The following is a 21,228-nucleotide window of genomic DNA, read 5'->3' as shown; positions in this document are numbered from 1 at the left end:
TCCATGGATGTTGGTGTAATTGGAACCGGTGTCATGGGCAGAAATCATGTCCGTGTTTATTCTGAACTGAAGGCTGCAGACTCGGTCTGGGTGTATGATCTGAACACTGCTGTGGCACGGGATGTGGCAGAGCAGAACAATGTGAATTATGCGACATCAATGGCAGAACTCCTCCGCTCGGTGGACGCGGTGAGTCTCTGTGTGCCGACGCCGTATCACTGCAATACAGCAAAAGAGGTGCTTGCAGCGGGTGTCAATATGCTGGTTGAAAAACCGATATGCCTGACTGCAGCAGAGGGTGCTGAACTTCTGGGGAGCATTCCGGACGGCTGTGTGGTAGGTGTCGGGCATATCGAGCGGTTCAATCCAATCATTCCTGAAATAAAACGCATCATCAAAGATCCTCTCTATGTGGAAATTAACCGGCACAACCCGGCATCTGCCCGCGTGACAGGGTCGTCTGTGGTGGAGGATTTGATGATCCACGACGTTGATATTGTTTTCAATGCCCTCTTTGGCAGTGAATACACGATGAATGCCTCCGGATCGTTTGATGTTTGTGCAGCCCTGTTTGATTTTGGGCAGACACCGGTATATCTCTCCGCTTCACGCAAGGCCTCAAAGAAGATCCGGCTTATCCGGATAGAGGAGGAGGACTTTACGATTGAAGGCGACTTCATGAGTCAGGAGGTCTATGTCTACCGGAAGCCTGAGCATTATCACCAGGAAGCCGAACGCTATGTGCAGGAGAATATCACGGAGAAGGTGATGGTGGGTAAGGTTGAACCTCTGAGAACAGAACTTCTGACCTTTATTGAGTGTGCCCGGATGGGAACGCCGTTTCCCGTGTCACCGGAGCAGGGTGTGGAGAATGTCCGGGTCTGTGAGGAGATCACTGGGACGATGGGAATATGAACGGGAAACTTCAGCAGGTATTCAACGAGCGTGGACCCATCAAAACAATCGGCGTCATCGGCATGGGCTATGTGGGAATTCCTGCGGCAGTGCTCTTTGCGGACGCATCGGAATTTGATTTTGTGTATGGGTTCCAGCGGGACTCGAAGAGTTCCGGGTATAAGATTGCGATGCTCAACGCAGGTGTTAGTCCCCTGAAAGGGGAGGAACCGGGCCTTGAGGAATTGATTGCGAAGGTTGTGGGTAAAGTTGGCGGTACACGGAAGTTTGAATGCACCGCAGATTTTTCGAAGATTGCAGCGTGTGATGCAGTGACGCTTGCCATCCAGACGCCGTTTGCAAATCCAAAGGACCTCATCCCAAACTTCACCCCCCTGATTGAAGGTATACGGAATGTGGGACGATATCTTACACCGGGCACCCTTGTTGTCCTCGAGTCAACGATCACGCCGGGGACGACGATGGGGATGGCCCGTGAGATTCTCGAGGAGGAGTCAGGACTTGTCGCAGGCGAGGACTTTGGCCTGGCCCATGCCCCGGAGCGGGTGATGGTGGGCCGGTTGCTCAAAAACATCCGTGAGCATGACCGGATTGTCGGCGGGATTGATGACGTGTGCACCCGGCGTGCCGGTGAACTCTATGGCCCGGTCTTAACGAAAGGCAGCCTGATTCCGATGAGTGCGACTGCAGCAGAGGTGACAAAGACTGCGGAGAACACTTTCCGCGATTTGCAGATTGCTGCAGCGAATCAGTTAGCTCTCTACTGTGAGGTGATGGGCATCAATTTCTATGATGTCCGGACGGGTGTTGACTCTCTCAAGGGCGAGGGCATTACCCGTGCCATCCTCTGGCCCGGTGCTGGGGTCGGCGGGCACTGTCTGACGAAGGACACGTATCATCTTGAACGGGGTGTTTCTGTCGTTGCAGCAGAGCCGCTGGACTACCCGGAGGGGCGGGAGTCGCTCTTTGTGCTTGCCCGCGGGATTAATGACTTTATGCCTGCGCATATGTTGACCCTGACAAAGGATGCACTGGCCCGCGTGGGAAAGGATATCCGTGGTGCAAAGATTGCGATGTTAGGCTGGGCGTTTCTGAACAATTCAGATGATGCGAGGAATACGCCGTCTGAGGTGTATCGGGATCTCTGCCTCGGTGAAGGCGCTGAGGTTGCTGTCCATGATCCTTATGTACTCACGTATCGGGGTGTTCCCATCTCACAGGATGTGGATGCGGTGCTCGAGGGTGCTGATGTGGTTGCGATTCTCACCGGACATTCGCAGTATCGGGGGCTTGATCCGGTGCGGTGCTGTGTGCTTTCGGGGCAGGTGCATCCGGTGGTTGTTGACGGGCGGAATATTGTTGATCCGGATGCATGGATTGCGGAAGGTTTTGTGTATAAGGGGATTGGGAGAGGAGATAAGAACGGGCATCCCTTTGGGGTTTGAAAATGTCTGGTGGTTTTCGGTTGACGGTGAGAAGAGATTAGAAAATATTCCTGATGTTCCCGAACTATTTCGGATTTTTTCCGGGAATATTCCCAAGTATTTTTGGCGTGCTCCTGTTTTTCCCCGGCCATCTGTGCATAATTCTGAGATCCATTTTACTCATCAGAATCCTGTTTTTTGAAAATGTATGAGCAAATTATCCAGTATGTTCGACGATTTCTGGCAATATCATAGACTATAATCGATGATTCTGCAACGAATCGTCGATTATAATCTACGAAAGGAAGATCCGCGTCCCTCACCAAGGCGAAGGATGTATACCGCCCTGAGAAAGGTTTCATTGTTGTGCAGAGTGAATTGATGTTTTTCTCAATTGATGACCGGGCACTTCACATCATGTCTGCCAATGACTGGTTTTTCATTACGCATGAAGACCATTTTGGCGCCCCGTGGCATCCTGAAATTGGGTGATATCAGATCAACACGGTGATGTGAGTATATTACGATCAGGATTTTTTTCCTGCACTATTTTGAAGATTGGACAAACGTGTGGATTCAATTAATGCATGAGATCATTAACAGGGGAGGGGGAAAATCCCCCTCCCCTGACCCCTCCTCCTGAAATGTGATGAGTCGCAGGGGGGTGGGCAAGCACCCCCCTTGCTCCAGTTGTAGTTTAGAACGCAACATAATCTGGTGAAATTCAGACTTCAGAAATATGGAAAAGAGTCTTATTGAAAATGTATCCGGCATTCGTGTCAATGAAATGGGCCTCAAAGCCATTTCGGCCAGGGTACCCCGAGCTGTACCACGAGTTCCTGAATTTCGTCGTGGAGGCCCGGGTCGGCTTTGAGGAGCACAAGTCCATAAACGAGACCGCCGAGGACGACGGCTCCGAGGACGATGAAAGCATTGGAGAGGGGGATGAGTATTCTGTACATAAGGATAACAAGGCCCATCACGCCTGCTGCAAGGAGAATGTGGAGGGTGGGGCCACGCTCGATGCGCACTGATACCTGTTGTGAGAGGTAGTGGTGGGCGATGATTGCATTGACGATCATCGTTGCGAGGGTGGCGATTGCTGCCCCTTTGATCCCAAAGATGGGGATGAGGGCGAGATTCAGGAGGATGTTCACGACCGCTGCGGTTCCGGTGGCGTAGAAGGATTCCTTTGGGCGGTCAATGGCATTGAGGGTCATTGTCAGAAGGAACATGAAGGCGTTGACTATTTGCACGAGGAGAAGGATGCCGAGGACATCTGCTCCCTCGGCGAAGCCTGCGCCATAGAAGAAGTAGAGGAGACGGTCGCCGAGGATCCAGCCGCCGACCGCGACCGGAACCGCGAGGAGGAGGGAATACGTAATGGCCCGCTCAAGAGAGTGGCTGATGCAGCTGAGGGAGCCTTCCGCGTGCCATCGGCTGATCTTTGGATATAGGGTTGTCCTGAGGGCCATCGTTGTGAAGGTTGCAGCGGCAGTCAACTGGAAGGCAATCTGATAGATACCGACGTCGGCGGTGGACAGGAAGTAGCCGATAAGAATCGTGTCGGCATATGAGAAGACAATAGCACCGCTTCCGGAGAGAAATATCCAGAAGGAGAAGGTGAAGAGATTTTTTATGTGTCTGCTGTTGAATCGGGTGAGATGGAGTTTCAAAAATGGCAGAGAGACAAGCCCGCCCACAAGCATTCCGGCGACAAAGCCACCGGCAAGTCCTGCTGCAGTGAAGCCGAGAAAAACAGCAAGGATCTGAAACAGCACTTTAGCGATATTGTTAATGAGGCCAGCTGTCTGCTGCACGCCAACCATACCGGTGCCGTATATGCCGGTTGATATGATGCCCGGAAACACGCCGGCAACAAGGGCAATGAACAGCCAGAAGACCATCCCTGATGCGTCAAGGTCAATTAAGAGCGGGCGTACTGCAATGACGGCGGTAATGGATACCGTCAGGAGTGCAATTCTCAGGGCACAAAATGCAGAATAGTATTCATTTGGTTCATGTCCCTCAGAGATACGCTTTACTGCCGCGCCGCCAAAGCCCCCGTCGCCTATGAGATTGAAAATGCCATAGTATGCAAGGAAGAGTGCATATGCCCCGTATGCTGCCTTCCCGAGTGCGTGGGCGAAATACATTGTGGCGATGAATCCGGCGATGGTCAGGCCAAGTGTGGAGGCGAGGCTGATGAGGCTCTGGCGGCGGATGGGGTCGATGTTCATCAGGCGGGTGAAACTGCGGGACGGTAACACAATGTATTGTCGTCGCCGGAAATCATTAAATCGTATTATATTGGTGAGGTGTGGTTTGATGTGATGTACCTATCAGAAGATGAACTGAATCCTCTGGGGATATAAGGGGGTGTTGTAATACCCGGGGCGTGGTCTGTCTGATGGGTATGTAAGAATCTGCTTCTGCACAAAGATTCAACGAATGTAAGACTGTGGCGGGGGATTTTACTGTGTATGGATTAGATCCACCGGCAGAGCAACAGGTCTGTGAGTGGGATGATTTACGATAGTTCAAGGGAAGATCTCTTGTTATATTGATGAAATATAATCTATATATTGATATTTTCGGATGGGTGAGTGTCGTATGGATAAGAGATTCAGGTTTTTTTGGCTGGAACAATAATGGATGGAATGTCAGAACCTAATGATACCACATGTGATAGTGATTTCACCGACAAATGCCTTCTTGTCATCACTCCGAATTATCCAAATGAAGATGGATCCTACTTCGGCAGCGTTTTTGTTAAAAATCAGGTTGATGCACTGAAACATAATTTTAAAGAAGTGATTGTCATCGCCCCTGTTCTTTTCTCTGCGGGGCGTTTATTGGATGACAGACTCTGTCATAATTACGCCTATGACAATGTCCGCGTTTATTATCCCCGTTCCCTCTACATTCCGTGGCCCGTATACCGGAAATTAAATGTCAGTCGTATGTATTTTGATACCCGTGCATCTGCCGTTGAGGCTCTGATACAAAAAGAGAAGATAGTGTTTGACCTTGTTCATGCCCATTTTGTGTGGCCTTCTGCCAAAATTGCACAGGAACTGAAGAAGAAATATAATGTTCCTTGTGTTGTGACAGCACATGGATACGATGTCTACGAACTTCCCTTCCGTGACCAGATTTGGCAAAAACGGGTGGAATCTGTTCTCAATAGTATGGACCGGATAATTACGGTAAGCAAAAAGAATCAGGGATGTCTGGAGAAACTTCACATCACAACCCCGATCACGGTGATCCCGAACGGGTTCTCAGAAGATCTTTTTTACCCACGTGACAGGGATGCATGCAGGAAAAAACTGGATCTGCCCTTGGATAAAATAATAATCCTGACCGTTGGAAATCTCTTTGACGTGAAGGGGCACAAGTATCTCATCGAAGCGATGGAGCGCCTCGCAAAACAGCGGAAAGATATACTCTGTGTCATTGTTGGTTCTGGTTTTTTGCAGTCAGCACTGGAGGAACAGATAAAAGGGGCCCAGCTGGAGGAGTATGTCTTTCTCGCCGGGGGTAAGCCACATGAAGAGATTCCTGTGTGGATGAATGCCTGTGATGTGTTTGTGCTGCCGAGTCTGAATGAGAGTTTTGGAATTGTGCAGATAGAGGCGATGGCCTGTGGTAAACCTGTTGTTGGGACATATAACGGAGGAAGTGAGGAACTGATTCTGCTCGACAAAAATGGAATATTATGTTTCCCACGTGATCCGGAGTGCCTTGCTGCAGCAATTACTGACGCGTTTGGAAGGGGATGGGACGTTTCTGAAATTACTGAGTTTTCATCACAGTATTCATGGGGAAATGTTGTAGGGGAGATTCTGGAAATTTACCGTAGGATGGATGATCAAAAAGTAATTTATTGAGTATTCATCTGAAGAAACGCACAATATCAATATATTTAAAGTGAATATAACTATCATATATGGGTGATGTTTTATCGAAAAGAAAACATTAATCACAGGAATCACCGGCTAGGATGGTTCATATCTTGCAGAACTCCTGCTCCATAAGGGGTATGAAGTACATGGTCTAATCAGACGATCATCCACCTTCGCTCTTTTATGACAATGCGATCATGGGAATTCAGCTGATGGAGGCGGCCCGGCATGCAGGCGTGGAGAAGTTTGTTGCCATCGGGACGATCTGTGCCTATCCAAAGTTTACTCCCGTTCCCTTTAAAGAAGAGGACCTATGGACGGGCTATCCCGAGGAGACGAACGCCCCTTACGGACTTGCAAAAAAGATGCTCCTTGTGCAGGCACGGGCCTACTGCCAGCAGTATGGGTTTGATGCAATATATCTCCTACCGGTGAATCTGTATGGTCCCGGAGACAACTTCAACCCCGATAGTTCGCATGTGATTCCGGCCCTGATTAAGAAATTCACTGACGCAATATGGAACGGTTCTGACACGGTTGAAGTCTGGGGGACAGGCGAGGCATCCCCGGGGAGTTTCTGTATATGGATGATGCTGCCCGCGGTATTGTGCGTGCAGCAGAACGGTTTGATAACTCAGATCCGGTTATCCTTGGTTCCGGTATGGAAATTACTATCCGTGATCTTGTAGATACTATATCAGAGATAACCGGTTTCAAAGGAAAAATAGTCTGGGACACGACAAAGCCTGACGGGCAGCCAAAGAGATGCCTTGATGTGAGCCGGGTCCGTAATGAATTTGGCTTTGAAGCTCAGATGGGTTTTTCTGAAGGGTTAAAACGGACTGTTGAGTGGTATCAGGCACATTATTGATTGCTGGAATTTTTTGGTAACAGTTGTTTAAAATATCAGGATTGCTATATTTTTTACAGGTATTTCATATAATGTCAATAATAAGTGATTCTGTTAAGATAATGCATTATCTTTTCAGTCCTTTTAAGAAAATAATAACTCTCTACCTGATAGCTGTTATTGTTCTAAGTTTTCTTGAAGTATTCAGAATCTCATTGGTTTACCCAATAATTAATTATGGGCTTGGTGTTGAAAATCAACCAAAATTTCTGGATGCATTTTACGATTATCTTTTGCCTTCTTCTGTAGATCCTTTTTTTGCATCGGCGTTTATGCTTCTAATAACAACATTTGTGATTGTAGGTTTTTATTCGGTTGTTGCATATGGGGGAGCATATCTTTTTGCAACAGTTCGTGATTCCCTGGACAGACGGGTTTTTGATACAATACAAAGTAAACCATATAACTATTTTGCTTCAAAAAAGCAGGGTGATCTTCTCTATTTAGGTCAGGGTGCTGTCAACGAGTCTGGAAGGGCTGTCAGTCAGTTTGTTGAACTGATGAGAAATTCATTGTTATCTTTATTATATCTGTTATTCCTCTTTTATCTCTCATTCTGGCTGACATTAGGTGTCATGGTGCTTGGTGCTGTATATGCATTTGTTATAAAAAAACAGTTATTTTCACGTGTTTACAGGAACAGTGGAGTACTGACCTGTTCTTCAATGGAAAAATCTGTGGTGTATCAGGAGTTTATTTCCGGAATCAAAACGATATTCATTACGGGTTCCGTTGGAGTCTGGAAACATAAGTATGAATCTGCTGTAAACAAGCTCTTAAAGGCATATATTAATGTAAATGCATTGGCCAAGATTCCATCCATTGCTAATGATTGTATCATGTTTTCAATCATTGCACTGGGTGGAATTCTTCTTTATTTTTTCACCGGTGGTAATTTCATTCCGTATATCGGGATATTTGGAACGTTCATGCTTGCATTATACCGTCTTGTGCCGACTTTGACTGCTACACAAAGTAATTTGTCTAGTTTGGTGCAGTATCTTCCAGCACTTGAACTGGTCTATACTATTCTTTCTGAGGATGAAATGAATGAATCCCCGTGGTCTAAGACATCAGAAAAATCAGAACAAAAAAAATTATCATTTGATCAAAAAATCGAATTCCGGGATGTCTCATTTAGATATGATACCAGTTCGGAAGATACCATTCACAATCTGTCGCTGGAGATCAAGAAGAATACAAAGGTGGCAATTGTCGGAAGTTCAGGTTCGGGAAAGACTACAACTGCAAATCTTTTGGCACTTCTCTACAGGCCTTGTTCAGGTGGGATATTTGTGGATGGTGTAGATTTAAATGATATTGATCCCGCTGACTATCTGAATTCTCTTGGATATATTGGTCAGGAGACTTTTGTTTATCATGACACAATAAAGGAGAATATCAGATTTGGTCTGGATTGCACTGATGAGGAAATAATTGAGGCGGCAACACTTGCCGATGCTCATAATTTCATTATGGATACGAACGATGGCTATAATACTATAATTGGTGATCAGGGAATCAAACTGTCCGGAGGTCAGAGACAAAGAATTGCCATTGCACGTATTATTTTAAGAAAGCCTGATATTTTGCTTCTTGATGAGGCAACCAGTTCTCTTGATAATATATCCGAGCAGAGGATTATGAAATCTGTTGAGAAACTCTCTGAAAATATGACGGTGATTACTATCGCTCATCGTTTGTCAACTATTCTGGGTGCTGATCAAATCTGTGTGCTAAAAAATGGAATACTTGTTGAAATTGGTTCTCATGAGACTTTAATGGATTTAAAAGGAGAATACTGCAATTTGTATCTGGGTCAGAGAGATGAAATATTCTCTCAGGAGAGTTCCAATATTAATTGATGCTTCATTATGTTCTGGCATATATTCTGTATTTGTATCATTGATCAGGCTCTAAGTCGTATTGAAAGAAAGCTATTAATTGATCAGATATAATTAATGTCAGGCTGAAAATAAATATGAAAGGAATAATTCTCGCAGGAGGTAGTGGTTCAAGACTGAACCCTACAACACGTGTTGTATCAAAACATCTTCTGCCACTGTTTGACAAACCAATGCTGTACTATCCTCTTTCCTCACTGATGCTGGCAGGAATTCGTGACATTTTAATTATTTCAACACCTGAAGATACGCCGAATATGGAGAAACTGCTGGGTGATGGGTCTTTTATTGGACTGAATATTACCTATGCTGTGCAGGAAGCGCCACGGGGTCTTGCGGATGCGTTTATCCTTGGGCGTGAGTTTATAGGAGATGATTCAGTCTGTCTTATTCTCGGGGATAATGTGTTTTATGGTGCCGGGCTCAGACCAATGCTTCAGAAGGCAGCACAAATGGAAAGTGGTGCGATTGTGTTTGGATATCCGGTACATGACCCGCATCGATTTGGTGTTGTTGAGTTCGATGAGAATATGAATGCGATCTCAATTGAAGAGAAACCTGAACATCCCAAATCTAATTGTGCAGTAGTAGGACTATATTTTTATGATAATCAGGTAGTGGATATCGCTGCCAATCTCAAACCTTCTGCAAGAGGTGAGATTGAAATAACCGATATCAACAGGATATATCTAGAACGGGGCGAACTTTCCGTAAAAATGATGGGACGAGGATTTGCCTGGCTTGATACCGGAACGCCAGAAAGTATGCTTGAAGCAGGCATGTTTGTAAAGACCATTCAGGAACGACAGGGGTTAATGATCAGTTCAATCGAAGAGATTGCCTTCAGAATGGGTTACATCAATTTTGATGCATTCCGTACATTAGGGGAGCAGCAGAGAAAGTCTTCATATGGTGAGTATCTTCTTGAGATTGTTGATGATTATAAAAGGACGTGTAAATGAATTCACCGAGAAAACTTCAGTCGATTCTGGTGACGGGTGGATGTGGGTTCATTGGCTCCAACCTGATCCGTTCCTTTTTTTCTAAGAATAATTTCACGGGAACAATTGTCAATCTGGATGCACTGACGTATGCAGGAAACCAGGAAAGTCTTCTTGATATTGAAGAAAAATATGGCAACGATCGATATACGTTTGTGCATGGTGATATCAATGATTCTGAACTGTTAGCAGTGACTCTGAATGAATATGATATTGATACGGTCATTCATCTTGCAGCAGAGAGTCATGTGGACCGTTCGATAGAAGGTCCTGCAGAGTTTATCAAAACAAATATTCTGGGAACATTCACTCTTCTTGAGGCAGTCCGTGCATACTGGAAAAATCGGAAGGATGTGTTGTTTCATCATGTATCAACAGATGAGGTCTACGGTTCCCTGGGAGAAACTGGACTGTTTTCTGAAGATTCCCCCTACGATCCAAGAAGTCCGTACAGTGCCAGTAAAGCAGGGAGTGATCATTTGGTTTCAGCATATTTTCACACATATGGAATACCAGTTACGATTTCCAACTGTTCCAACAATTATGGACCATTTCAGTTTCCGGAAAAACTGCTTCCATTGATGATTCTAAATATGAGTGAGGGGAATTCTTTACCCGTGTATGGTGACGGCCAGAATGTGCGTGACTGGGTTCATGTGCGGGACCATAATGAAGGTGTTTGGAAAATTATCACATCCGGTCTGGCTGGAAGTACCTATAATATTGGTGGTGGCAATGAACAGACCAATATTGACGTGGTTCAGACGTTGTGTAAGGTATACGCCGAGATCACAGGGAAAGAAGAGAGTGATGTTCTTTCCTTAATCACCTATGTGAAAGACCGGCCTGGCCATGATCGGCGATATGCTATCGACAGCACGAAAATACAGGAAGAACTTGGATGGAGCCATTCAGTTTCTTTTGAACTGGGGCTTCGGGAAACGGTTTCCTGGTATCTGAATAATATGGAATGGATCAATCGCATTCGGACTGGAGAATACCGGGATTGGATCGATAAAAATTATAGTGAACGATAACATGAATTCTAAAAATATCAATGTCACAAAGACGCATTTGCCTGATCGGGAGAAGTTTGATGCATATATTGACCGATTGTACGAAACTGCCTGGGTTACGAATAATGGAGAATTTGTAAGGGAGTTAACTGCACGGCTTGAAGAGTACCTGGGCGTTGAAAACCTTCTTTTGGTATCAAATGGTACTATGGCGTTGCAGATTGCATACAAAACACTTGGTATTACCGGTCAGGCAATTACTACACCATTTAGTTTTGTAGCAACGACAAGTTCACTGGTATGGGGTGGTATTGAACCTGTTTTTGCTGATATTAATCCAAAAACGTTCTGCATAGATCCGGTAAATATTGAGAAGGCAATCACTCCGGAAACGACCGCAATTGTTCCGGTTCATGTGTTTGGCAACGCATGTGAAGTTGAAGCTATTGATGCCATTGCAAAAAAATATGGGCTGAAAACAGTATATGACGGCGCACATGCCTTTGGAGTGAAATACAAAGGGGAAAGTCTGTTAAAACACGGGGACGCAACAATTATGAGTTTTCATGCAACGAAACTTTTCCATACCATTGAAGGTGGGGCAATTGTTTTTAAGAGAAAAGAAGATCTTGAAAAAGCAAAATTGCTTATCAATTTTGGTATAAACGGTCCTGATTCAATTGTATGCGAAGGTATCAATGCCAAAATGAATGAATTCCAGGCGGCAATGGGTCTGTGTGTTTTGGATGAAATTGGTGCAATTATTAACCATCGTGCTGAAGTCTGGTATCATTATGCGAGCCTTCTGAAAGACGTTGTAGAAATGCAGGAGCGTAATCCACATATCAATAACAATTATATTTATTACCCTGTTCTCTTCAAAACAGAAGATGAACTGTTACAAATCAAAGAAGAATTAAACAACAATAATGTCTTCCCAAGACGGTATTTCTATCCATCCCTTGATACTCTTGATTACCTTCAGCCACAAAATGCTCAGGTGATTTCCAGAGATATTGCAAGCAGAATATTGTGTTTACCAATAGATGCATGGTTGAATCCAAATGATATAGAAATGATTTGTAATACTATACTGGCTGAATATCAATTTGAGGGTGAACTTCAGGCTGATGAGAGTTCTGAAAGGACCTTTGTGAGACGATCTTTATTTACATGAAGAAGCAGACACAGAGACCGACAATGAAGTGAACGATAGTATGAATTCTGAAATTATCAATGTCACAAAGACGCATCTGCCTGACCGGGGGAAGTTAGATGCACGTATTGATAGATTATTCGAAACTGCCTGGGTTACGAATAATGGAGAATTTGTAAAGGAGTTGACTGCACGACTTGAAGAGTACCTCGGCGTTGAAAATCTCCTTTTGGTAACAAATGGTACGATGGCGTTGCAGGTTGCATACAAAACACTGGGTATTACCGGTCAGGCGATTACCTCCCCCTTTAGTTTTGTAGCAACAACAAGTTCACTGGTTTGGGAAGGTATTGAATCTGTTTTTGCTGATATTAATCCAAAAACGTTCTGCATAGATCCCGTAAATATCGAGAAGGCAATAACTCCGGAAACGACCGCTATTGTTCCAGTTCATGTGTTTGGCAACGCATGTGAAGTTGAAGCTATTGATGGTATTGCAAAAAAATATAACCTGAAAACAATATATGATGGTGCACATGCCTTTGGAGTGAATTACAAAGGGGAAAGCCTCCTGAAACACGGGGATGCAACAATCCTGAGTTTTCATGCAACAAAATTGTTCCATACCTGTGAAGGCGGGGCAATTGTTTTTAAGAGAAAAGAAGATCTCGAAAAAGCAAAATTGCTGATCAATTTTGGCATAAATGGTCCCGATTCTGTCATCAGTGAAGGTATTAATGCTAAAATGAATGAATTTCAGGCTGCAATGGGTTTGTGTGTTTTAGATGAGATTGATTCAATTATCGAACATCGTGCCGAAGTATGGGATCACTATGTAAGCAGACTGAAAGACGTTGTTGAAATGCAGGAGCGTAATCCAAATAGCAATAACAATTATAGTTACTTTCCTGTTCTTTTCAAGACAGAAGACGAACTGTTAAAGGTAAAAGAAGAGTTAAATAATAATAATAATATCTTCCCAAGACGGTATTTCTATCCATCCCTTGATACTCTTGATTACCTTCAGCCGCAAAAGGCTCAAATGATTTCCAGAGATATTGCAAGCAGAATATTATGTTTACCAATATATGTGGAATTAGAGGAGATTAATCAAAATAAAATCATTTCAATTATGAAAGAGGTTATAATATGAATCTAGTAAATAATCCATATGTAAAAACATTTGAAAATACAAAAATCATTGGTATTGAAAATATTGTTTTTGGAAAGTACGTTATTATTGATGATTTTGTACTAATCTATGCAAAAGAAACAATGAAATTTGGAAATTATGTTCATATTGCAAATTTTACCTCTATAACTGGAGGTAGTAAATTAACCGTGGGTAATTACTCTGCTATTTCCCAAGGATGTAGAATATTAACCGCAACAGATGATTTTAAAAATTGGGGATTTGGTAATTCAACGGTAGCGAATAAATTTAGGAATATTGAAAGTGCACCAATATCCATTGGAGATTACTGTATTGTTGGAGCAAATTCCGTTGTGCTTCCTGGAGTAAATATTGGTGAAGGTGCAACAATTGGAGCAAATTCTGTTGTAACTAAGGATTTAGCTCCTTGGGGCATCTATATCGGAAATAATCGAATTGGTGAGAGGGATAAAAATGAGGTTTTGAATACTTATGAAAAATTTTTGTTAACTCCCGAAAATGAACGATATGGAAGTTTATTTGATGACTCTAATATATGAATCCCGTTAATCTCCGCCATAAAACAAGCATCGGGATCATCTGGAATTTCATGGAGCAGCTCTTTCGCTGAGGGATTCAGATAGGTATCGCGCTAACATTAGTGTTGTTCCTATGACTGGATATTTTGATCCAACTATATTTTTGGTCATTTTGATAGGCATTTTGATTTACATAACTGGTTTGGTTTTACCTTTTGAAGTATTATTATCTTTTTGTGATTGCTTTTTTGGGAACATTATTCTATTTGGTAATTAACTATTTATTATAAAAATAGGCACAGTTTCTGCTATTTAAGACATTAAATAAAAAATTAAAAGGACTCAAAAATCATGAATGAAACTCAAGACCCACTAGTTAGTATTTGTTGTATTACTTATAATCATGAAAAATACATTCGAGATTCCATTGAAGGTTTTCTCATGCAGAAAACCGATTTTTCCTTTGAAATTATTATACATGATGATGCTTCCACAGATAAAACGGCAGATATTGTCAGGGAGTATGAAATGAAATATCCTAATTTAATTAAACCAATTTATCAGACTGAAAATCAGTATTCAAAAGGTGAACAGATTTTCCCAAATGCATATATGGAAGCAAAAGGCAAATATTTTGCTCTTTGCGAAGGGGATGATTACTGGATCGACCCTTGCAAACTCCAAAAGCAGATAGATGCGATGGAAAAACACCCCGAATGTAATATTTGTTTTCATCCAGTTTATATAAAGAATGAATATGGTATTATTGAACAAAAATTAAATTACAAATACCCAAATAATATTAAAATCATTTCAACAAGTGAAGTAATAATTATAGGTGCTGGGTTTATTCCAACAGTCTCAACGGTCCTTCGTGCATGTGGAATTGAAAATATAATCCATCCTCCGAAATGGACTTTAAAGCTTAAAGGAGAGCACACGAATAACACTGTATTTGGTTCATTGGGTGGCGGTGCATTATTTGTCCCTGATGTTATGGCCATCTATAGACAAAACACAGAGTTTTCTTTTTCTAAGAAATTAAGTAATGATGAAAAATATGCTCTGGATTGGGCTAATTCTAGGTATTATGGGTTAGATAAATTGAACGAAACAACCAACTATATATATAATAAAGAATTTGAGAATGTTAAATGGGATCATTGTTATAATTATCTCAAATCCATATCAACACCATATGAATGCAAAAAGAATTTTTTTGAAACAAATAGAGCCAGTATGCCGATTTTTTTAAAATTGATTTGCATGCTATTGTTGCATAGATCTTTTGCCATATTATGGTTAATAATCCGTTCTCCTTTTGCAAAAATGAAACGAATTTTTGCAATATGAAAAATATATTTTAATTCGAACTGCAAATACCATAGTTATGAATATTTGCGCAATAATTGATGGCTCTCTCTTGCGATATATTATAGGGATAAACTTAAAATGAAAATAATTGATACAATTGTAAAAATAATTTATCCATTGGTTTTGTTACCTGTGCCGGGATTTGTCTTATAGGATATATGAAAAATTTTCAGAGATAAAATTATGATGAAATCTATTAAAAAAAACGTTAGTAGTTATCTGCTAGATGCTAAAAATGAAATTTTTAATGCTGATGCAATATTGGCATATTGGAGTGATGGTGACTTAAATAATTGGGGTGACGCACTTAACCCTATATTAATACATAATATCTCTGGGAAATGGCCTACTTTAGCAAGACCTCACATAAATATCAAAAATAAACCTGTATTCCGAGTTGTTGGAAGTATTCTGGATGGATGCTCTGATAGAAATGCAGTAATTTGGGGATCTGGGTTTATTTCAGCATCAGGAAAATTTATGACCGAACCAAGATCTATTTGTGCTGTGAGGGGTCCTCTGACAAGGGATCTAATTATTAAGCAAGGTATTGAATGTCCAGAGGTATACGGTGACCCTGCATTACTGTATCCTATTTTTTATTGTCCCAATATTAATAAAAAATATGAGTTGGGGATAGTTCCTCATTATATTGATAAAAACAGTCCTTTGTTAAAACAATTTGAAGGTCGATCGGATGTCAAAATAATTAACATACAGGGAGGTATCAATGATTTTGTTGATGATATTTGTGGTTGTAAGCGTATTGCATCAAGTTCCTTACATGGCATAATTGCTTCTGATGCGTATGGTATTCCATCAACATGGGTGAAATTATCAGAGAATGTTGTGGGCAATGGCTTTAAATTTTTAGATTATTTTCTGTCTGTTGGTAGATTAGAGAGGGAACCTCTCACCATCTCCAAAAAAACAACGATTTCAGATATTTATGATTCTTTTAACCCATATACAATTAATATTGATCTTAATCATCTGCTTGAGGTTTGCCCGTTTAATAAGTGTTCTTCTCAAAAAAACGAAAGAAAATATTAGTTTAAGAAGAGATTGGAGTTTCACTACTTGAATGGAAATTATCACTTTAAATATTGGTCTAGAGGGTGGGATTTATCGTTTAATTATTATTTCTTTGCCTCAATGTAGATTGAATATATTTTCCTTTCTTTCCTGTCTATAGATGGATCATAAGACATAAGGTTAATATTATCCTCCTGGAATCCTGAATAAATCAGCATTTTTTTTGTTTTTTTGTAGTCAAGGAATATCTTATGGGTGCCGAACTCGTGCAGTGCACGATCCAGATATTCTGCATGAGAAAGAAGATAAGCGGGAGCAAATAAATAATCAAAGCCCCAGTCTCTTTTAGCACTTTCTAACCACTCATTATCCATTGTAATGTAAGCTTTAATCGCACTTACAAAATCTGGTATGCATATTCTATAAATCCCATCTGTTTGGAGAACTCTGAAAGATTCTTTGAAATGTCTCATGAGCTCCTCATTATTCAGATGTTCAACAAAATGGGAGCTATAAATATATTCGATAGTACCATCTCTAAATGGAAGCTTATTTCGTGCATCGAAATAGTAATCTGCTGATTTAACCATATCAAGATTAATGAATCCTTCTTTATAATCGAAGCCACAACCAAAATGAAGTTTCCTTTCTGTGGGCATTTTTCGGAACAAAAGATAATAATTTTTCATATGACTAATTGATGACTTGATATTGAAAGAAAGCGAAAAAAATCTCTTAAAATAGCAGCAATGCTACCATTAAGTATTGAATTCTCGTAAATTACTCTAGCTTTGTATTTCATACGTTTCCTTGTATATGAATTATTTTTCAGATTATTGAAAGTTTTTGCAAGCCTCGTCCTTATGGTTGTTGTTACCTCGTGAATAGCAAATTAATTTTGTGGACTTTAGATCCTTGATATATACTAGAGGATTACTATTTTCCAATTTTTTGAAGACCAAAAATATGGATACAAATTCTAACTTTGCCTAATCACTCATTTCAGACAATATTTCAATCCTTTTCAGATAGTTATCGCTCTAAACTCCCTGTTTTTGAATCGTTCTCATTTGGTAGAGGTTATAACAAAATGCAGAGAATGTATTCTTCACCCTTGCTCTGCCAAGTTCAGTTACTTTCATCGTTCCTGACTTAAATACCGTTTTCAGAACAGCAAATGGCCTTTCTCCTTTGGACCTCTTCCGAGTAATTCTTTCATTACGAAGTTTATCCCTGATACCAATCGGGTGATCTCTGGCACCGCGTTTCATAGTTCAGTACTTAGCTAAAAATTGAAGCCAAAAAGACCATTGTGAACGAGATAAATTCTTGCAAATCTGAATATTAGGTAATAACAACAGCAAAAGAAAAGATCTATATGCCCTGCGGGCGCCCAATATGACCAAATATCAAAACGCCCGCACTATTGTACATACTTTTAAATCAAAAGAATGTTCTGATCTTGCTGTAAACGCATTGAATCGTAATCTCAATATTCCCATAAACGGCCAATTGAGCCAAAATACTCTTTTTCAGATTATCACCGGAATGTCAGTGAATCGTCTCTCAATCCATTCAATCGGGAATGTTGTTCAGAAAGTACCGTGTGAAACATCTATCAGACACCACCTGTCCAAATTTGATCTGTCAACTCTGGAAAGTGCTAATTCTCGAATACTTACATATGCTGCAGATTCCCTTCAAAAAAAGGGTAAAAAATACCAGTTTGCAATCGATTTGACAAACGATCTATATTATGGAAAAATCGTCGATACAAACGCAGATTACGTTATTCGCAGCAGACCAAAGAAATCCACAACGTATTTCTATTCGTATGTATCCATCTACATCATCCGGAAAAGAGAACGGCTGACGCTTGCCGTGTTTCCGGTGAAAAAAGGTGTTAAGATGGTCGAATATGTCAGGAAATGTATGGAGACCATCCAACAACTTGACATTAATGTTGAAGTCCTCTGCCTGGACAGAGGATTCTACTCGAAGGAAGTATTTAGATTTCTTCATGATGAGGGAATTCCTCACATTGTGCCGGTGAAGAAACATAGTGTAGAAACGAAGACACTCCTTAATGGCAAAAAGGCCAGATTTGCCCAATATACAATGAAAGGGGAGGGTAAACCTCTTAAAATGGATGTTGCCATTGATGTTCATTACCAACAGGGAAAGATGGGAAAGTACGGGAATGTCAATCTGGGATATGTTGTTCATGGGCTGGACTGGACACCGAGAAGGATCTACAACACATATAAAACACGGTTTGCCATTGAAGCATCCTATCGCATTAGAAACAGCGTAAAATGTAAAACATCGTCCAGAAATGTGACTGTTCGATATCTACATGCGATAATATCTCTGCTGCTCAAGAACATCTGGGTCGTGTTGCAGCGGATCTATTTTTCTCCCATAAAGAGGGGGCCAAGGACAGTTGAAGAGAATCTGTTCCGGTTTGATCAGTTCCGGATGCTGGTCTGGGAAGGTATAAGAAAAGTGTTGAGGCCAGTCACAGAAATTCCTGTGTTAAGATCATCTGTTTGAAATTTAGAGGGTGTTGAAGCGAGTTCTGATTTTTCTATTGGAGGGAATTTAGTGAAGTACTGCACCCGGTATCGTGAACTGCTTGTTCAGCAGCGAACTGTCGCCTAAAACAAGATCCACCACATCCTTGATGCATCACAGATCCGTTTGTCCCATGTAATGACCGACATATTCGGAAAGACCGGCACCCGCATCATGAACGGTCTTGTTGAGGGGATGGATATTGATGAAATCCTCAGGCACATCCCGAAGAATATCTAAAAGAAATAAGAAGAAATACGTGAGGCAATTTCATATTCGTTGTCCCAACGGGAACGATTTATGTTATAATGTGCCCTGAATCTCCTTCGTCTGATTACGTCTGAGATTGAAGATGCCGAGAGCAGGATCAACTATTATATCACCTGGAATCATCAGGATGAACTGAAGATCTTGCGCTCGGTTCCTGGGGTGGGGCATATTGCCGCATCTGTTTTAATCTCTGAGATCGGGGATGTCAGTGATTTTTCTTCCGGCAAGAAACTTGCAGCATGGACGGGAATTGTACCCAGCATCTACCAGTCAGCGGGGACACTCAGAACCGGGTCGATCACCAAACGAGGGAATCGTCATCTGTGGTGGATTCTCGTTGAAATTGCACATTCCTGTGCCAGAATGAAAGGGACAAAACTGTGGACGTTCTTTGAACGGATAAAGAAGCGATCCGGATACAAGAAAGCAATTGTAGCACTCGCACGAAAAAATCTGACGATCATCTGGCATTTGCTGACATACAAAGAGCTCTTTGTTGATGAAAGCTATATACCAAAAAAGCAGTCCGTGGTTCCGGCATTCCTCACTATGGTACGGAAGATAGGGATTGATGAAGCACTTTCCCTCATACAGAATGCAAAGAAAGAGGTTGGCATACAACGAACACGGGGCATTCTGCTTGAATCAGGACAGGGAGTCTGAAGATCCCCCTGACTTGAATTTTATAACAAATGCAAGGAGTGCACAAATTGATACGATATTTTGAAACTGAAATTATATCATTTATAACTGTAATAAAAGAAAGGAATAGGTATGCGTATTTTGTTCATCGCGATGTCAGATAGTATCCACACAGCACGATGGATATCTCAATTGGATAAACAAGGATGGGATATCCATTTATTTCCAAGCAGGGATTATGGCTCCTCGCATAAAGACTTGAAAAATCTAACCTTATATCACTCCTTTTATGGATATCTCAGGAACCTGAATAAAAACGTACAATACAAAGGAATTCCAGTATTCTCACATTATCTATCCTGGATGGCAAAAACGGCAAAAAAATTTATTAACCCAAATTACCGCGTTGATCAGCTTGAAAACGTCATAAAAAAAATAAAACCAGATATCATTCATTCAATGGAATTCCAATCTGCAGGTTATTTAACTCTTGAAGCGAAAAAACGATTTGATTCTGACTTTCCTATTTGGATTGCAACAAATTGGGGCAGTGATATATATTATTTTAGAAATGTTTCTGGACATGAATCCAAAATAAAAGAGATATTAGAGAAATGCGATTATTATTCCTGTGAATGTAAAAGAGATGGATTATTAGCTATGGAAATGGGGTTAAAAGGTAAATTACTTCCAATATTACCTAACACCGGTGGATTTGAAGTCAATAAATATTCAAAAATACGACAAAATAACCCAACGTCATCGCGACGTTTAATTCTATTAAAAGGCAATCAGGGGTGGGCAGGAAGAGCTCTTCTGGGTCTGCAAGCAATTGAATTATGCAAAGAAGAGTTAAGTGGCTATATAATCGCAATATATAGTGCTGGAGATGAAGTTAAAAGAGAAGCAAATAATTTATCTGAGCGTATAAATGTCCCGATAAAAATCATCCCCCCATGTTCACACGAGGAAATTATGGGAATTTTTGGAAAATCCAGGGTATATATCGGATTGAGTATTACCGATGCTATAAGCACATCTTTACTTGAAGCAATAATGATGGGGACATTTCCAATTCAAACCAACACGTCATGTGCGAGTGAATGGATAATTGACGGTGAAACAGGATTCATTGTACCACCAGATAATCCACAAATTATCGCAAAAAGATCTCTAAAGCAATAAGTGACGATGAACTTGTTGACAAGGCATCTGAAATAAATTTTCAGACAGCAACAAAACGACTTGATATTTCAGTAATTAAACCTAATGTAATTGAAACATATAATAATATTTTGTCTGGAACATATACTGGTATCCGGATGGATTGAGCTGTCTTTATGTTTGAGGCATCTTAATTAATCTCATTCAAAAAAAAAGATGTTGATTGAAATCTTGTCAGTAAAT

At 41.2% G+C, this 21,228-nt stretch carries 19 protein-coding genes and 1 pseudogene; 17 read left to right on the top strand and 3 right to left on the bottom strand.

Going from position 1 to position 21,228, the window contains the following annotated elements; all coding sequences use genetic code 11:
• The first annotated feature begins 3 nt into the window (after positions 1 to 3).
• Together L0665_RS01905 and L0665_RS01900 are read left to right on the top strand one after the other, a co-directional pair.
• Positions 4 to 915, top strand: coding sequence for a Gfo/Idh/MocA family protein (locus L0665_RS01905; protein WP_274924026.1), 912 nt, complete (start codon positions 4 to 6; stop codon positions 913 to 915).
• Positions 912 to 2,360, top strand: coding sequence for a nucleotide sugar dehydrogenase (locus L0665_RS01900; protein ID WP_274924025.1), 1,449 nt, complete (start codon positions 912 to 914; stop codon positions 2,358 to 2,360). The genes L0665_RS01905 and L0665_RS01900 overlap by 4 nt, the downstream gene beginning before the upstream one ends.
• A gap of 773 nt (positions 2,361 to 3,133) precedes the next feature.
• Here the strand turns inward: L0665_RS01900 and L0665_RS01895 are convergent.
• Positions 3,134 to 4,609 (bottom strand): flippase, encoded by a 1,476-nt coding sequence (locus L0665_RS01895; RefSeq protein WP_274924024.1) that lies wholly within the window; start codon positions 4,607 to 4,609, stop codon positions 3,134 to 3,136.
• 381 nt (positions 4,610 to 4,990) lie between these two features.
• On the opposite strand from L0665_RS01895, the gene L0665_RS01890 reads away from it, so the two are divergent.
• The 12 genes from L0665_RS01890 (at position 4,991) to L0665_RS01835 (ending at position 16,353) form a co-directional block, all read left to right on the top strand.
• Complete coding sequence (locus L0665_RS01890) at positions 4,991 to 6,232, top strand: glycosyltransferase family 4 protein (protein ID WP_274924023.1); 1,242 nt, start codon at positions 4,991 to 4,993, stop codon at positions 6,230 to 6,232.
• A 136-nt stretch (positions 6,233 to 6,368) separates the two neighbouring features.
• Positions 6,369 to 6,434, top strand: coding sequence for a hypothetical protein (locus tag L0665_RS10830; protein WP_274925702.1), 66 nt, complete (start codon positions 6,369 to 6,371; stop codon positions 6,432 to 6,434).
• 10 nt (positions 6,435 to 6,444) lie between these two features.
• On the top strand, positions 6,445 to 6,936 hold the full coding sequence (locus tag L0665_RS01880; protein WP_274924022.1) for an NAD-dependent epimerase/dehydratase family protein: 492 nt from the start codon (positions 6,445 to 6,447) through the stop codon (positions 6,934 to 6,936).
• Positions 6,909 to 7,118 (top strand): Rossmann-fold NAD(P)-binding domain-containing protein, encoded by a 210-nt coding sequence (locus L0665_RS01875; RefSeq protein WP_274924021.1) that lies wholly within the window; start codon positions 6,909 to 6,911, stop codon positions 7,116 to 7,118. The genes L0665_RS01880 and L0665_RS01875 overlap by 28 nt, the downstream gene beginning before the upstream one ends.
• A 71-nt stretch (positions 7,119 to 7,189) precedes the next feature.
• Positions 7,190 to 9,022: an ABC transporter ATP-binding protein gene (locus L0665_RS01870; protein WP_274924020.1), complete on the top strand. Its 1,833-nt coding sequence runs from the start codon at positions 7,190 to 7,192 to the stop codon at positions 9,020 to 9,022.
• Positions 9,023 to 9,138: 116 nt separating this feature from the next.
• On the top strand, positions 9,139 to 10,023 hold the full coding sequence (gene rfbA, locus L0665_RS01865; RefSeq protein ID WP_274924019.1) for a glucose-1-phosphate thymidylyltransferase RfbA: 885 nt from the start codon (positions 9,139 to 9,141) through the stop codon (positions 10,021 to 10,023).
• The gene (gene rfbB, locus L0665_RS01860) at positions 10,020 to 11,099 is read left to right on the top strand and encodes a dTDP-glucose 4,6-dehydratase (protein WP_274924018.1); all 1,080 of its coding nucleotides are present in this window, start codon (positions 10,020 to 10,022) and stop codon (positions 11,097 to 11,099) included. Before rfbA ends, rfbB begins: the two co-directional genes overlap by 4 nt.
• A gap of 1 nt (position 11,100) precedes the next feature.
• The gene (locus L0665_RS01855) at positions 11,101 to 12,255 is read left to right on the top strand and encodes a DegT/DnrJ/EryC1/StrS family aminotransferase (protein WP_274924017.1); all 1,155 of its coding nucleotides are present in this window, start codon (positions 11,101 to 11,103) and stop codon (positions 12,253 to 12,255) included.
• Between the two features lie 40 nt (positions 12,256 to 12,295).
• Positions 12,296 to 13,387 (top strand): DegT/DnrJ/EryC1/StrS family aminotransferase, encoded by a 1,092-nt coding sequence (locus tag L0665_RS01850; RefSeq protein ID WP_274924016.1) that lies wholly within the window; start codon positions 12,296 to 12,298, stop codon positions 13,385 to 13,387.
• Entirely contained in the window at positions 13,384 to 13,947 is a 564-nt protein-coding gene (locus L0665_RS01845; protein WP_274924015.1) for an acyltransferase, read from the top strand. Before L0665_RS01850 ends, L0665_RS01845 begins: the two co-directional genes overlap by 4 nt.
• A gap of 330 nt (positions 13,948 to 14,277) precedes the next feature.
• A complete protein-coding gene (locus tag L0665_RS01840; RefSeq protein WP_274924014.1) occupies positions 14,278 to 15,279 on the top strand; it encodes a glycosyltransferase family 2 protein in 1,002 nt (333 codons plus the stop codon).
• Between the two features lie 204 nt (positions 15,280 to 15,483).
• A complete protein-coding gene (locus L0665_RS01835) occupies positions 15,484 to 16,353 on the top strand; it encodes a polysaccharide pyruvyl transferase family protein (protein WP_274924013.1) in 870 nt (289 codons plus the stop codon).
• 86 nt (positions 16,354 to 16,439) lie between these two features.
• Here L0665_RS01835 and L0665_RS01830 read toward each other — a convergent pair whose 3' ends face one another.
• Together L0665_RS01830 and L0665_RS01825 are read right to left on the bottom strand one after the other, a co-directional pair.
• Positions 16,440 to 16,994, bottom strand: a complete 555-nt coding sequence (locus L0665_RS01830; RefSeq protein WP_274924012.1) for a class I SAM-dependent methyltransferase — start codon at positions 16,992 to 16,994, stop codon at positions 16,440 to 16,442.
• A 381-nt stretch (positions 16,995 to 17,375) separates the two neighbouring features.
• Positions 17,376 to 17,609: pseudogene (locus L0665_RS01825) on the bottom strand (IS5/IS1182 family transposase); the annotation flags it as partial.
• A gap of 124 nt (positions 17,610 to 17,733) precedes the next feature.
• Here L0665_RS01825 and L0665_RS01820 point away from each other — a divergent pair.
• The 3 genes from L0665_RS01820 to L0665_RS01810 all read left to right on the top strand — a co-directional run bounded on the left by L0665_RS01820 (position 17,734) and on the right by L0665_RS01810 (position 21,006).
• Positions 17,734 to 18,888 carry an ISH3 family transposase gene (locus tag L0665_RS01820; RefSeq protein WP_274924011.1) on the top strand — a complete coding sequence of 385 codons (1,155 nt, stop codon included), beginning with the start codon at positions 17,734 to 17,736 and terminating at the stop codon, positions 18,886 to 18,888.
• A 432-nt stretch (positions 18,889 to 19,320) separates the two neighbouring features.
• On the top strand, positions 19,321 to 19,842 hold the full coding sequence (locus L0665_RS01815) for a transposase (RefSeq protein ID WP_274924010.1): 522 nt from the start codon (positions 19,321 to 19,323) through the stop codon (positions 19,840 to 19,842).
• Between the two features lie 111 nt (positions 19,843 to 19,953).
• The gene (locus L0665_RS01810; protein ID WP_274924009.1) at positions 19,954 to 21,006 is read left to right on the top strand and encodes a glycosyltransferase family 4 protein; all 1,053 of its coding nucleotides are present in this window, start codon (positions 19,954 to 19,956) and stop codon (positions 21,004 to 21,006) included.
• Positions 21,007 to 21,228: the final 222 nt, after the last annotated feature.

The sequence above is a fragment of the Methanogenium marinum genome (assembly GCF_028912405.1).
GTDB classification, from domain to species: domain Archaea; phylum Halobacteriota; class Methanomicrobia; order Methanomicrobiales; family Methanomicrobiaceae; genus Methanogenium; species Methanogenium marinum.
The sequence above is the reverse complement of the archived record's forward strand: the minus strand, read 5'-3'. Positions and strand labels throughout refer to the sequence as shown.

Bases quoted from the DNA above. Each gene is read 5' to 3' on its own strand.
- L0665_RS01905 (WP_274924026.1), top strand. From the start codon at position 4: ATGGATGTTGGTGTAATTGGAACCGGTGTCATGGGCAGAAATCATGTC.
- L0665_RS01900 (WP_274924025.1), top strand. From the start codon at position 912: ATGAACGGGAAACTTCAGCAGGTATTCAACGAGCGTGGACCCATCAAA.
- L0665_RS01890 (WP_274924023.1), top strand. From the start codon at position 4,991: ATGGATGGAATGTCAGAACCTAATGATACCACATGTGATAGTGATTTC.
- L0665_RS01880 (WP_274924022.1), top strand. From the start codon at position 6,445: ATGGGAATTCAGCTGATGGAGGCGGCCCGGCATGCAGGCGTGGAGAAG.
- L0665_RS01875 (WP_274924021.1), top strand. From the start codon at position 6,909: ATGGAAATTACTATCCGTGATCTTGTAGATACTATATCAGAGATAACC.
- L0665_RS01870 (WP_274924020.1), top strand. From the start codon at position 7,190: ATGTCAATAATAAGTGATTCTGTTAAGATAATGCATTATCTTTTCAGT.
- rfbA (WP_274924019.1), top strand. From the start codon at position 9,139: ATGAAAGGAATAATTCTCGCAGGAGGTAGTGGTTCAAGACTGAACCCT.
- rfbB (WP_274924018.1), top strand. From the start codon at position 10,020: ATGAATTCACCGAGAAAACTTCAGTCGATTCTGGTGACGGGTGGATGT.
- L0665_RS01855 (WP_274924017.1), top strand. From the start codon at position 11,101: ATGAATTCTAAAAATATCAATGTCACAAAGACGCATTTGCCTGATCGG.
- L0665_RS01850 (WP_274924016.1), top strand. From the start codon at position 12,296: ATGAATTCTGAAATTATCAATGTCACAAAGACGCATCTGCCTGACCGG.
- L0665_RS01845 (WP_274924015.1), top strand. From the start codon at position 13,384: ATGAATCTAGTAAATAATCCATATGTAAAAACATTTGAAAATACAAAA.
- L0665_RS01840 (WP_274924014.1), top strand. From the start codon at position 14,278: ATGAATGAAACTCAAGACCCACTAGTTAGTATTTGTTGTATTACTTAT.
- L0665_RS01835 (WP_274924013.1), top strand. From the start codon at position 15,484: ATGATGAAATCTATTAAAAAAAACGTTAGTAGTTATCTGCTAGATGCT.
- L0665_RS01830 (WP_274924012.1), bottom strand. From the start codon at position 16,994: ATGCCCACAGAAAGGAAACTTCATTTTGGTTGTGGCTTCGATTATAAA.
- L0665_RS01820 (WP_274924011.1), top strand. From the start codon at position 17,734: ATGACCAAATATCAAAACGCCCGCACTATTGTACATACTTTTAAATCA.
- L0665_RS01810 (WP_274924009.1), top strand. From the start codon at position 19,954: ATGCGTATTTTGTTCATCGCGATGTCAGATAGTATCCACACAGCACGA.